The following is an 11,881-nucleotide window of genomic DNA, read 5'->3' as shown; positions in this document are numbered from 1 at the left end:
CGGATGTCCCCCACTTGAACAGGGCCTAAACGGTCAAATCAACCCCCTCGCGGGCACGACAAAGGCCGCTGACCTGGCCTTTAACCAGGTTCAGCGGCCTCCACCACCGAGGATCAGCCGCTCTTGCGCCGGAACATCTTCTGCACGGGGCCGGTCGTCTCCGAGCCGTGCACCGCACCGGTGTTCACGTCGCCCGCGGACGTGCGCTGCCGAGCCGCGTTCTTGCGGTCCAGCGCCTCCTTGAACCGCGCCTTCGCATCCGTGCTCGGCGCGGTCGGGGCCTTGGGCTCCTCAGCGCCCTGGACCTCGGCCTCCTCGGCATTGGGCTTGTCGTCCGTCACACCGATCACCTCCTCTTGTTTCGGGGGTCCCTCGATCGGGTCCGTCGTCTGCCCAGCCTGCACCACCTAGCGCCAGGCTGCCAAAGTTTTACGAAACCTTGTGCCGCTCAGGCGTCAGGCCTGGGCGGCGGCCCGCTCCGCGCGCTCGGCACGCAGCGACGTGATGGCGCTCTCGAAGTCCTCGAGCGAGTCGAACGACTGGTAGACGCTCGCGAACCGGAGGTAGGCCACCTCGTCGAGCTCACGCAGCGGGCCGAGGATCGCCAGGCCCACCTCGTAAGCGTCGATCTCGGCGCTGCCGTTGCTCCGCAGGGTCTCCTCGACCCGCTGAGCCAGGATCGCGAGGTCGTCGTCGCTCACCGGACGGCCCTGGCACGCCTTGCGCACCCCCGCGGCGACCTTGTCGCGGCTGAAAGGTTCGGTGGCGCCGGAGCGCTTGACGACGGAGAGGCTCGCCGTCTCCACGGTGGTGAACCGTCTGTTGCAGTTGGGGCACTGCCGTCGGCGCCGGATCGACAGGCCGTCGTCGGCGGTCCGCGAGTCCACCACGCGCGAGTCGGCATGGCGACAGAACGGGCAGTGCATGCTCACTCCTGCGTGGTCGACCACCGACCGGAGGCCTCCGGTCGCGCCCCGACCGTAAGCGGGCAAACCACCACCTTGCAACATCGCCGCAACATTTGACGGCGGATTGTGGCTTCTGGTCACTCCTAAGGGCTCTGGTCACTCCTCGGGGAGGAGCAGCAGCTCACCGACCCGCAGCGTGCCCGACGACATCCGGTTGAGCTCCTGCAGCCTGCCGACCGCCGCCCGGACGTCCTCGCCCGGCTCCGCGACCTGCCGTGCGAAGCCCCAGAGCGTCTCCCCCGGCCGCACCGCGTGCACCCGAACTTGAGTGGGCTCACCGGCGGTACTGGCGACGGCGGTTGCCCCCCACGTCACCATCGGCGCGACCAGGAGCATCGCCAGCAGCACCAGGACCGCGCGACCGCGGCGCGTGAGCCGCAGGCCGGCCAGCCCGAGCCGGTCGGCGAACGTGCGCGGCTCCTGCCGGTTGTACGCCTGCCGGGGGTACGCCGGGACGGCGACCAGCCGGGGTGCAGGTGTATGCGCCTGCCCGAACGTCGGGCTGTACTGCCTCAGCGGGATCACGTCCCCCATGGCCCCTCCTCCGAGTTTCGCGAATTCTTCATACACGCGTTCGTCGAACGCACGTACCATTGTGTAGCACGGGACACCGTCGATGTCGAGACACGCTCGAACATTCGTTTGATGGATGTGAGTTTGTGATCTAGAGTGGGTCGCGCAGGGGAGAACATTTGTCGGAACGGGAGGGGCACGGGCATGACGGGACGGGACGGGACCAGCGACACGAGAGCGGTCGACACAGCGCACTCCGGCGTCGCCACGCTGGACGCGCCAGGCGACAAGGCGGTCGCTGACGTACACGCGATCTCGCCGACCGACCGCCTGACCGAGCGGCAGCGCCTGGTGCTGGACACGATTCGGCAGTCGTTCGAGACGCGGGGCTACCCGCCGTCGATGCGTGAGATCGGCGAGGCCGTCGGGCTGGCCAGCCCGTCGAGCGTCAAGCACCAGCTCCAGATGCTCGAGAAGAAGGGCTTCCTGCGCCGCGACCCGAACCGGCCGCGCGCGATGGAGCTCGTCGAGCCGCTGGCGGAGCAGGTCGACAAGCCGACACGCGGTGAGATCCACTGGCCGGAGCCGCGGCGCAGCGGCCAGGTCCACTGGGGCGGTTCGGTGCCCGACGACGCCAGCACCCCGCCGCCGTCGTACGTGCCGCTCGTCGGCCGGATCGCGGCCGGTGGCCCGATCCTCGCCGAGCAGGTCGTCGAGGACGTGTTCCCGCTCCCCCGCCAGCTCGTGGGTGACGGTGACCTGTTCCTGCTCAAGGTCGCCGGCGACTCGATGGTCGACGCCGCGATCTGCGACGGGGACTGGGTAGTGGTGCGGCAGCAGAACGTCGCCGAGCAGGGCGAGATCGTCGCGGCCATGCTCGACGGCGAGGCCACGGTCAAGACGTTCAAGCAGACCGACGGGCACGTGCTGCTGCTGCCGCAGAACCCGGCCTACGAGCCCATCCCGGGCGACGAGGCGCGGATCCTGGGCCGCGTGGTAGCGGTCCTCCGCTCCCTGTAGACCGCTCCCGGACGACGAGAACGGGGTTGTGTTCGGATGCCGACCTGGCACGAACACAACCCCGTTCTCGTCGCACTTGGCACGACAGTCAGTCAGAAGCCGAAGCGTTTCTGGACCGCGCGGACGCTGTCCGCGGACGCGCGCAGGCCTGTCAGCTCCTCGTCGGACATCGGGACGCGCACGTTGCCCGTGACACCGCGCCCGTCTACCAGTGACGGCACGGACAGGCAGACGTCACTGATGCCGTAGTAGTCGTCCAGCAGCGAGGACACCGGCATGATCCGCCGTTCGTCGTTGAGCACCGCCTCGATGATGCGGGTAGCGGCCAGGCCGACGGCGTAGTTGGTGGCCCCCTTCCCCGCGATGATGCGGTAGGCCGAGTCGACCACCTCGTGGTGCACCTCCGCGCGCATCGCGGCGTCGATCGACCGGGCGTCGCCCACCGGTTCCCAGTCGAGCAGCGGTACGCCGCCGATCGAGGCGGAGCTCCACAGGGCGATCTCCGAGTCGCCGTGCTCGCCCGCGATGTACGCGTGCACGTTCCCGACCGCCACCCCGCACCGCTCGGCGAGCACCACCCGCAGCCGGGACGAGTCCAGGACCGTGCCGCTGCCGAAGAGCCGCTCCCGCGGCAGACCGGAGATCTTGAGCGCCGCGTAGGTCACTACGTCCACGGGGTTGGTCACCATCAGATAGGTCGCGTCGGGCGCGACGTCGACCAGGCCCGGCAGGATCGTGCGCATCAGGCCGATCGTCCCCTCAGCGAGGTCGACCCGGCTCTGCCCGGGCTTCTGCTTCGCCCCGGCGGTCACCACCACGATGTCGGCGCCCTCGCAGACCGCCACGTCGTCCGAGCCGATCACGTGCGCCTGGGGCGTGAACATCAGGCCGTGCTGCAGGTCGAGCACCTCGGCCTCGACCTTCGACCTGTCCACGTCGAGCAGGGCGATGGTGCGCGCCGCTCCGCGGGCGAGCGCGGCGAAGGCGAGCGTGGACCCGACCGCTCCGGCGCCCACTACCGCGAGCTTGGTGGTGGGAGAAACAGAAGGACCGTCCGACGGTGCTGTCATGCCTCCAGGCTAGGTGTCGAGCCGCGCGAGGGCGGCGCGGACCAGGGCCGGGTCGTTCGTGGGCCAGAAGCCGGGCATCGACTTGGTGAGGAACGACGCGTACCGCGCGGTCGCGAGCCGGGGATCCAGGACGGCCACGACCCCCCGGTCGTCCATGCTCCGCACGAGGCGGCCCGAGCCCTGCGCAAGCAGCAGTGCCGCGTGCTGCGCGGACACCGCCATGAACCCGTTGCCGCCCGCCTGCTCGACGGCGCGGGCGCGCGCCGCCTTGACCGGGTCGTCCGGGCGCGGGAACGGGATGCGGTCGATCAGCACGAGCTGGCACGACGGCCCCGGCACGTCCACGCCCTGCCACAGCGAGAGCGTGCCGAACAGGCAGGTGGCCGGGTCCTCGGCGAACTGCCGCACCAGGGTGGGTAGCTGGTCGTCGCCCTGCGCCAGGATCGGGAAGTCCAGGCGTTCGCGCATGGCCTCGGCCGCCGCGTTGGCCGCGCGCCGGGAGGAGAACAGGCCGAGCGTGCGGCCCCCGGCTGCCGTGATCAGCTCGGCGATCTCGTCGAGCTGCGCCTCCGTGGTGGGTTCCCGGCCGGGAGCGGGCAGGTGCCGCGCCACGTACAGGATGCCCTGGCGCGGGTAGTCGAACGGGCTGCCGGCGTCGAGGCCCTGCCACGGCGGGGCGTCCTGACCCTTCAGCCCGAGCGTGCCGGCGACGGCGTCGAACGTGCCGCCGAGCGCGAGCGTGGCCGACGTGAAGATGCCTGTCGACTCGCCCAGCAGGTGCATCCGGATCAGCCCGGCCACGTGCAACGGCGCGGCGTGCAGGCGCGTCACGTTGTCGCCGAAGCTGCCCCAGCCGTTCTCCGGCCGCGAGCACCACAGCACGTCGGCCGTCGTGTCCGTCAGCGCCATGCGCTCGGCCGTCTCGAAGAGCTGCAGCATGGCGCCCTGCGCCATCTTGAGCCCCGGGTCGGGCTGGCCGGCCTCCTTCGCCGCGGCCCCGCCCGCGTCCGGCTTGAGCGTGCTCAGCACCTCACGCGCGGCGTCACGCACCCCGCCGACGGCGGTGCGCAGCGCGTCCGGCAGGCCGTCCGGGAACCGCTCGGCGGGCGCCGTGACCAGCAAGGTCCCGAGGTCCTGAGCTGCCTTGTCGAGGGCGTCGGTGTTCGTGCCCGCGTGCCGCCGGGCCAGCCGCGCCGCGTTCTCCACCGAGGCCATGGACAGGTCGACGGTGGCCGACGACGTGACGCGGTCCGTGAGCTCGTGCGCCTCGTCCACCACCACGACGTCGTGCTCCGGGAGCACGCCCGGGCTGCCCGTGGCCGCGATCCCGAGCATCGCGTGGTTGGTCACCACGACGTCCGCGTCGCGGGCGGCGGCCCGCGCGTGGTCCGGGAAGCACTCGGCGAGCATCGGGCACTTGTTGCCCAGGCACTCCATCCTGGTCACGGACACCTGGCGCCAGGCCCGGTCGGGCACGCCGGGCACCAGGTCGTCGCGGTCGCCCGAGTCCGTCTCGCCCGCCCACTCGTGCAGCCGGCGGACGTGGTCGGCCAGCGTCGCGCCGTCGTCCTTGCGCTTACCGCGAGCGCCACCGGATCCCGGGGCCTCCTCCGTGCGCGGGTGGTCCTCGCCGCCGGGCAGGTCGAAGAGCGTGGGCTCGTCGGTGGGGTATCCGCCGCCGATCTTGTGCACGCACAGGTAGTTGTGCCAGCCCTTGAGCAGCGCGATCCGCGGCTCGCGCGGCAGCTGCGGCGCCACCGCCTTCGCCACGAGCGGCAGGTCGCGCGTGATGACCTGGCGCTGCAGCGCGAGGGTCGCGGTCGAGATGATGACCTTGCTCTGCGCCGCCACCGCGTGCCGCACGGCGGGCACCAGGTAGCCGAGCGACTTGCCAGTACCCGTCCCCGCCTGGACGAGCAGGTGCTCGCCCTTCTCGATCGCCTCGCCGACCGCCACGGCCATCCGATGCTGGCCGTCCCGGCGCCCGCCGCCGAGCTCCCCGACGGCGAGGTCCAGGAGCTCCTCGACGTCGGGGATCCGCTCGTCAGCAGTGGTTTTGATGGGCGTCTCGGGAACGGTGGTCACACGCTCGATCCTAGGCCGGACCACCGACATCCACCCCGCGTCGTCCACAGTCGCCAGGGGTCGGCCGGGGCCTGTCCTGCCCCTATCCCTTGACCGCCCCACCCAGCCCGGCGCCGCTGAGGAACAGGCGCTGGAAGCCGAGGAACAGTGCGATCGGCAGCACTGTCGAGATCGCGAGCGCCGCGAGGAACACGTCGAGCTCCAGGTACGGGGCGATGGCAGGCAGTCGCACGGACAGGGGCTGGTTCTGCGGGTCGGGCAGCACCAGCAGCGGCCAGAGGTAGTCCTTCCACGCGGCTATGACGGCGAACACGGAGACGACGCCGAGGATGGGCTTCGACATCGGCAGCACGATGCTCCACAGCAGCCGGAAGGGTCCGGCACCGTCGACGCGGGCGGCCTCGAAGATCTCGCGCGGGAGCCCGTCGAAGAACCGTTTTACGAGCAGCACGTTGAACGCGCTGGCGCCCATGGGCAGCCAGACCGCCCAGAACGTGTTGAGCAGGCTGATGTGCACGATCGGCACGTCGAGGATGGTCAGGTACAGCGGCACGAGGAGTACCACTGACGGCACGAAGAGGGTCGCCAGGACGAGGCCGAAGATCGCGTTGCCGTACCGCGGCCGCAGCACGGACAGCACGTAGCCGCCCGTCGTCGCGACCAGGATCTGGAAGAACCAGGCGCCGACCGCGACGATCACCGTGTTGACGAAGTAGTGGTCGATCTCGGCGCGGGTCCAGGCGGTGGCGAGGTTGGCCCAGTCGACCCCGGTGGGGAACAGCCCCAGCGGGTTGCGCAGGGTCTCCTGCGTGGGGGTGACGGCGGCCTTCGCGAGCCAGAGGATCGGCCCGAGCCCGACGACGACCAGGCCGATCAGCAGGCCACCCTGCAGCACGCCGAGGGAGCCCCGGACGCTCGGCCTGCGCCGGTCGTGCGACGAGATGATCCCCCGCTCGCCGGCGGGCTCGGTGCGCCGACGGGCGAGCGTCGCCGTCTGGTTGTTCGCTGCCATGTCAGCTGCTCCCTGTCATTAGCTGCGCCATGGTCATCAGCTGCTCCACGGTCGGGTCACGCGGAAGTACACCGCGGAGAGGATGGCCAGGACGCCTGCGAGCATGAGGCTCAGGGCGGTCGCCGCCCCGTAGTTGCCGCCGAGGCTGCTCCCGAACGCGTAGTCGTAGATCAGCATGAGGATCGTGAGGGTCGCGTTGTTGGGGCCGCCGCCGGTGAACAGGAAGGGTTCCAGGAACACCTGCGACGTGCCGATGATCTGCAGGATCAGCGTTATGAAGAGAACGCCGCGCAGCTGCGGCAGCGTCACGTGCCAGATCTTGCGCCAGACGCCCGCACCGTCCACCTCGGCAGCCTCGTAGAGCTCGGTCCGCACCCCGACGAGGGCGGCGAGGTAGATGATGACCGTCCCGCCGGCGGCCGCCCACGTCGCCTCCAGCACCAGGGACGGCATGGCGCTGTCCGCGTCCTGGAGCCACGGGTAGGGCCCGAGGCCCACCCAGCCGGCGATGGTGTTGAACACCCCGCTGGCGGAGCCGTCGTAGAAGAACTTCCACAGCAGCACGGCCACGACGGGCGGCACGACGACGGGCAGGTAGGCCAGCGCCGAGAACAGGCCGCGCATCCGCCGCAGCTCGCTCATCAGCACTGCCGCGAACAGCGGCAGCGGGTAGCCGAACACGAGCGCGAGCACGGCGAACCACAGCGTGTTCAGCACTGCCTTGCCCAGGAGCGGGTCCTGCAGCACGAACACGAAGTTGTCGAGCCCCACGAACTCCGGGACCGATACGAGGTTGGTCTCCTGGACGCTCATGACGAGCGCCCGGCCGATCGGGAACCAGGAGAAGACCCCGAACACCAGGATCATCGGCAGCGCGATGATCAGGGTGCTCAGGCCGCCGTCGCGCAGCCAGTCCCGGGGAGTGCGGCGGGCACGCCGGCGGGGCCCGGACGGCGACGGCGGAGCCGTCACCGTCCGGGGCGAGCTGGAGAGAGTGGTCATCGCCGATCAGCTACGGTCGAGGATTCCCTGGACCTGGGTCTGCGCGTCGGCGAGGAGTGCGTCGATGTCCGCGTTCTCGTCCGTCAGCACCGCCTGGACCACCGGGTCGAGGGCCGCGTACACGTCCTGGGTGGCGACGGCGGGCTCGGGGATGACCTCCTGGTCGAACATCTGGCTGGTCATCGGCGCGAAGTTCTCCAGCGGGACGTTGACGAGGTCGGCGATCCAGCTCTGCTGCTCCTCGTACGTCGCCCGGTCGAAGATCGGCAGGGCGGGCGCCCCGACGGGCTGGTCGGTCTCGGCGGCGACCTCGGCCTCCGCGACCGCGGCCTCCTGGTCGGTCAGCTTGGAGATGTAGTAGAAGTCGATCCACTTGACCGCTGCGGCCTGCTCGGCCTCCGACGCCGCCGAGCTCACGGCCTGGAGCGTGCCGCCACCGAGCGTGCCGGCGTTGTCGCCCTCCAGGGGCAGCACGGTGACCCCGTACTCGTCCGGGTTCATCTGGTTCTGCGTGAACAGGTTCGGGTAGTTGCCGCCACCTGAGACGTACATGCCGATCTTGCCGGCCGCGAAGTCCTGGTTGATGGTGGTCCAGTCGTACAGGAAGTTGGCGCCCATGGAGTTGTCCTCCCAGCGCATGTCCTGGAGCATCTCCAGCGCGGCCACCGTCGCGTCGTTGTCGACGGTCGCGGTCGCCTCCTCGCCCTCACCCTCGACCAGGCGGCCGCCGAGCGCGTAGGTCTCGGTGGTGAGGATCCACCCGCCGGTGTTGCCCTGCGTCATGTGGGCGTAGCCGGCCTGGCCGGTCTCTTCCGAGATGGTCCTGGCCGCCTCGCGCACCTCGTCCCAGGTGGCGGGCGGGTTGTCCGGGTCGAGGCCGGCCTGCTCGAACAGCGCCCGGTTGTAGTGCAGGCCCTGGTTGTACGCGGCGACCGGGATGGCCCACATGTTGCCTTCGGCGTCCTGGCCCGCGGCGGCGATGGTGGGGTTGAACTGGTCCGCGTACGGCAGCTCGGCCACGAGGCCGCTGACGTCAGCGATCTGCCCCGCCGCGATGAGCGCGCGGCCGTCGGTGAACGGGATCGGGAAGGTGTCCGGCAGCGTGCCGCCGGCCAGCTCGGCGGCGAACGTCGTGCCCTCCCAGGTGAACTCCTTGGTCTCCACCTGGATGTCCGGGTTGGCCTCCTCGAACTGCGCGATGCGCTCGTCGAACGCGTCGATCGCGGCCTGCTCCAGGCCGGCGTCGATGGAGACCTCGATGGTCACCGGGCCGGTGGGGTCGTCGGCGGGATCCGTCGACGACCCGCAGGCGGTGAGGGATCCCGCGACCGACAGGACGCCCACCAGGGCGAACGTCGCGCGCTTCTGTGCTGACTTCATCGTCACTCCTTGGTCGTGTGCCGCGGGGGGCAGCACTTCTGGGGAAAGTACTTCTGAGGTGGCAGGAAATTGAGGGTCAGGACGGCAGCCGGAGCCAGACCGCGGTGTCGGGTCCGACGACGCCGTCGACGGGGGCGCTCGCCAGGAGGGGGATCGCCCCGGCGGGCAGCGGGACGGGCGTCGTCCCGAGGTTGACGACGCAGGCGAAGCCCGGGCCGCGGGTGAACGCGAGGACGTCGTCGCCCTCGGTGTCGAGATCGAGGGCGAGGTCCAGCCACGCCAGCTCCTCGGCGTGCAGCGCCGGAAGCTCACGTCGCAGGTGGAGCACCCGCCGGTAGAGGCTCAGCATCGAGTCGGGGTCGGCGTCCTGCGCCTCGACCGAGTAGCCGGACCATGCCTCGGGCTGGGGCAGCCAGGGTGCCGCCCCGCCGTCGGGCCCGAAACCGAGGCTGGAGCCTGCGCGCGTCCACGGGAGGGGGACGCGGCAGCCGTCGCGGCCCGGGTCCACACCCTCGGACCGGAAGTACATGGGGTCCTGGATGAGCTTGCGCGGCACGTCCGCCTCGGGCAGGCCGAGCTCGTCGCCCTGGTAGACGTACAGGGCGCCGGGCAGCGCCGCGGTCAGCACCGCCGCCGCCCGCGCCCGGCGGGTGCCGAGCTCCACGTCGGACGGCGTGCCGAACCGCTTGGCGGCGAAGTCGAACGACGAGTCCTCGCGGCCGTAGCGCGTCACGGGCCGGGTCACGTCGTGGTTGGAGAGCACCCAGGTGGCCGGCGCCCCGACGGGGGCGTGCGCCTCCAGCGTGGTCCGGATCGACTCGCGCAGCTCCTTCGCGTCCCAGGGGCGCGCCATGAAGTCGAAGTTGAACGCCGTGTGCATCTCGTCGGGCCGCAGGTACTGGGCGAACCGCTCGTGGTCGGCGAGCCATACCTCGCCGACCAGCACCCGCGGCTCCGGGTAGGAGTCCGCGACGCGGCGCCAGCCGCGGTAGACGTCGTGGATCTCGTCGCGGTCCAGGTGGGGGTGCTCCCCCGGGCCTGCCGTCTCGGGAACCTCCGGCAGCGCGGGGTCCTTGATGATGAGCGCAGCAGAGTCGATCCGGATGCCGGCCGCGCCGCGGTCGAACCAGAACCGCAGGACGTCCTCGTGCTCCTCGCGGACGTCCGGGTGGTTCCAGTTGAGGTCCGGCTGCTCGGGGGTGAACAGGTGCAGGAACCACTGGCCGGGCGTGCCGTCCGGGTCGGTGGTCCGGGTCCAGGTCTGGCCCTGGAAGCTCGAGACCCAGCCGGTCGGCATCTCCGCCCCGTCGGGGCCCTTGCCGTCGTGGAACCAGAACCGCTCGCGCTCCGGCGAGCCCGGGCCCGCCGCGAGCGCGGCGCGGAACCACTCGTGCTCCGCGGAGATGTGGTTGGGGACGACGTCGACGATGGTCCGGATGCCCAGCTCGCGCGCCTCGGCGATCAGCGCCTCGGCGTCCTCGAGCGTGCCGAACGCCGGGTCGATCTGGCGGTAGTCGCGCACGTCGTATCCGCCGTCCGCCAGGGGCGAGACGTACCAGGGCGTGTACCAGATGGCGTCCACGCCCAGGTCACGCAGGTACGGGAGCCGCGCGCGGACGCCGGCGAGGTCACCGGTCCCGTCGCCGTTCCCGTCCGCGAAGCTGCGCGGGTAGATCTGGTAGATCACGGCGCTGCGCCACCACGCGGGGGTGGTGGGCTGCGGCTCCACTGGCGGCTCGGACGTCGTCGTCATGCGGTGAACCGTAAGTCACATGACAACAGTCGCGCAAGAACTTGACAGGATGGTTATTGATTCGCGACAACCTTCGCTGCGGCGGTGGAGGCGCGGACCACGAGCTCGGGCTCGAAGAGCAGCTCGTCGCGCGGCACGTCGCTGCCGTCGATGAGCGCCGCGAGCAGGTCCACGGCGGCTCGGCCCATGGGCTCGATCGGCTGGCGCACGGTGGTCAGCGCCGGGTCGGTGGAGTTCATCAGGGCCGAGTCGTCGAAGCCGACGACGGACACGTCGCCCGGGCACGTCAGGCCGACCCGGCGCACGGCCCGGATCGCGCCGAGGGCGAGCGGGTCGCTGGCGCAGACGATCGCCGTTGCGCCCCGCTCGATCAGCCGGTTGGCGGCGGCCTGCCCGCTCTCCAGGGAGTACTGCGAGTGCACCACCAGGTCGGAATCGAGCTTCAGGGAGTGCGCCTTGGCGAACCGGCGGGCGGCGGCGAGCTTGCGCTCGGAGGGCACGTGGTCCGCCGGGCCGAGCAGCAGGCCGATCCGCTGGTGCCCCAGGGACGCCACGTGGCCCATCGCCTGCTCGATCGCCACGAGATCGTCGCAGGCCACGCTCGGGAACTTGAGGTCCTCGATCGCCGCGTTCATGAGCACCACGGGCAGGCCCAGGTCCTCCAGCCGCCGGTAGTGCGTGTGGTCGGCCTCGCGCTCGGCATAAAAACCACCGGCAAAGATCACCCCCGAGACCTGCTGCGCCAGCAGGAGGTCGATGTACTCGGCCTCGGTGATACCGCCGGCCGTGCGGGTGCAGAGCACCGGGGTGTACCCCTGCTGCGCCAGCGCGCCGCCGATCACCTCGGCGAACGCGGGGAAGATCGGGTTCACGAGCTCCGGCAGGACGAGCCCGACGAGCTTGCCGCGACTGCCGCGCAGCTTGGTGGGCCGCTCGTAGCCCAGCACGTCGAGGGCCGTGAGCACTGCGTCCCGAGTGCCCTGGGACACGCCGGGCTTCCCGTTGAGGACACGGCTCACCGTCGCCTCGCTGACCCCTACCTTCTTCGCCACATCCGCAAGCCGTCTCGACATGTCGT

At 70.9% G+C, this 11,881-nt stretch carries 11 protein-coding genes; 1 reads left to right on the top strand and 10 read right to left on the bottom strand.

Annotated features, from left to right (window positions below; translation table 11 throughout):
* Nucleotides 1-113 precede the first annotated feature (113 nt).
* From AB1046_RS01340 to AB1046_RS01330, 3 genes are all read right to left on the bottom strand, one after another.
* Entirely contained in the window at nt 114-341 is a 228-nt protein-coding gene (locus AB1046_RS01340) for a DUF5302 domain-containing protein (RefSeq protein ID WP_369371983.1), read from the bottom strand.
* Between the two features lie 114 nt (nt 342-455).
* The gene (gene nrdR, locus AB1046_RS01335; protein WP_357463254.1) at nt 456-926 is read right to left on the bottom strand and encodes a transcriptional regulator NrdR; all 471 of its coding nucleotides are present in this window, start codon (nt 924-926) and stop codon (nt 456-458) included.
* A gap of 138 nt (nt 927-1,064) precedes the next feature.
* A complete protein-coding gene (locus AB1046_RS01330) occupies nt 1,065-1,502 on the bottom strand; it encodes a LysM peptidoglycan-binding domain-containing protein (RefSeq protein ID WP_369371982.1) in 438 nt (145 codons plus the stop codon).
* 249 nt (nt 1,503-1,751) lie between these two features.
* Between AB1046_RS01330 and lexA the strand changes: the two genes are divergently transcribed.
* The gene (gene lexA, locus AB1046_RS01325) at nt 1,752-2,501 is read left to right on the top strand and encodes a transcriptional repressor LexA (RefSeq protein ID WP_369375539.1); all 750 of its coding nucleotides are present in this window, start codon (nt 1,752-1,754) and stop codon (nt 2,499-2,501) included.
* Between the two features lie 92 nt (nt 2,502-2,593).
* On the opposite strand, the gene AB1046_RS01320 is transcribed toward lexA, so the two are convergent.
* From AB1046_RS01320 to AB1046_RS01290, 7 genes are all read right to left on the bottom strand, one after another.
* The gene (locus AB1046_RS01320) at nt 2,594-3,571 is read right to left on the bottom strand and encodes an L-lactate dehydrogenase (protein ID WP_369371981.1); all 978 of its coding nucleotides are present in this window, start codon (nt 3,569-3,571) and stop codon (nt 2,594-2,596) included.
* 9 nt (nt 3,572-3,580) lie between these two features.
* A complete protein-coding gene (locus AB1046_RS01315) occupies nt 3,581-5,656 on the bottom strand; it encodes an ATP-dependent DNA helicase (RefSeq protein ID WP_369371980.1) in 2,076 nt (691 codons plus the stop codon).
* An 82-nt stretch (nt 5,657-5,738) separates the two neighbouring features.
* Nucleotides 5,739-6,668 carry a carbohydrate ABC transporter permease gene (locus AB1046_RS01310; RefSeq protein ID WP_369371979.1) on the bottom strand — a complete coding sequence of 310 codons (930 nt, stop codon included), beginning with the start codon at nt 6,666-6,668 and terminating at the stop codon, nt 5,739-5,741.
* Between the two features lie 36 nt (nt 6,669-6,704).
* Entirely contained in the window at nt 6,705-7,670 is a 966-nt protein-coding gene (locus tag AB1046_RS01305; RefSeq protein WP_369371977.1) for a carbohydrate ABC transporter permease, read from the bottom strand.
* Between the two features lie 6 nt (nt 7,671-7,676).
* Complete coding sequence (locus AB1046_RS01300) at nt 7,677-9,050, bottom strand: ABC transporter substrate-binding protein (protein WP_369371976.1); 1,374 nt, start codon at nt 9,048-9,050, stop codon at nt 7,677-7,679.
* Between the two features lie 76 nt (nt 9,051-9,126).
* Nucleotides 9,127-10,803: a glycoside hydrolase family 13 protein gene (locus AB1046_RS01295; RefSeq protein ID WP_369371975.1), complete on the bottom strand. Its 1,677-nt coding sequence runs from the start codon at nt 10,801-10,803 to the stop codon at nt 9,127-9,129.
* 53 nt (nt 10,804-10,856) lie between these two features.
* On the bottom strand, nt 10,857-11,876 hold the full coding sequence (locus AB1046_RS01290) for a LacI family DNA-binding transcriptional regulator (RefSeq protein ID WP_369371974.1): 1,020 nt from the start codon (nt 11,874-11,876) through the stop codon (nt 10,857-10,859).
* Nucleotides 11,877-11,881: the final 5 nt, after the last annotated feature.

The sequence above is a fragment of the Promicromonospora sp. Populi genome, from assembly GCF_041081105.1.
Classification (GTDB): domain Bacteria; phylum Actinomycetota; class Actinomycetes; order Actinomycetales; family Cellulomonadaceae; genus Promicromonospora.
Note: the sequence above shows the minus strand (reverse complement) of the source record. Positions and strands in the feature narration are given on the sequence as shown.

Bases quoted from the DNA above. Each gene is read 5' to 3' on its own strand.
- nrdR (WP_357463254.1), bottom strand. From the start codon at position 926: ATGCACTGCCCGTTCTGTCGCCATGCCGACTCGCGCGTGGTGGACTCG.
- AB1046_RS01310 (WP_369371979.1), bottom strand. From the start codon at position 6,668: ATGGCAGCGAACAACCAGACGGCGACGCTCGCCCGTCGGCGCACCGAG.
- AB1046_RS01300 (WP_369371976.1), bottom strand. From the start codon at position 9,050: ATGAAGTCAGCACAGAAGCGCGCGACGTTCGCCCTGGTGGGCGTCCTG.
- AB1046_RS01295 (WP_369371975.1), bottom strand. From the start codon at position 10,803: ATGACGACGACGTCCGAGCCGCCAGTGGAGCCGCAGCCCACCACCCCC.
- AB1046_RS01330 (WP_369371982.1), bottom strand. From the start codon at position 1,502: ATGGGGGACGTGATCCCGCTGAGGCAGTACAGCCCGACGTTCGGGCAG.
- AB1046_RS01305 (WP_369371977.1), bottom strand. From the start codon at position 7,670: ATGACCACTCTCTCCAGCTCGCCCCGGACGGTGACGGCTCCGCCGTCG.
- AB1046_RS01320 (WP_369371981.1), bottom strand. From the start codon at position 3,571: ATGACAGCACCGTCGGACGGTCCTTCTGTTTCTCCCACCACCAAGCTC.
- AB1046_RS01290 (WP_369371974.1), bottom strand. From the start codon at position 11,876: ATGTCGAGACGGCTTGCGGATGTGGCGAAGAAGGTAGGGGTCAGCGAG.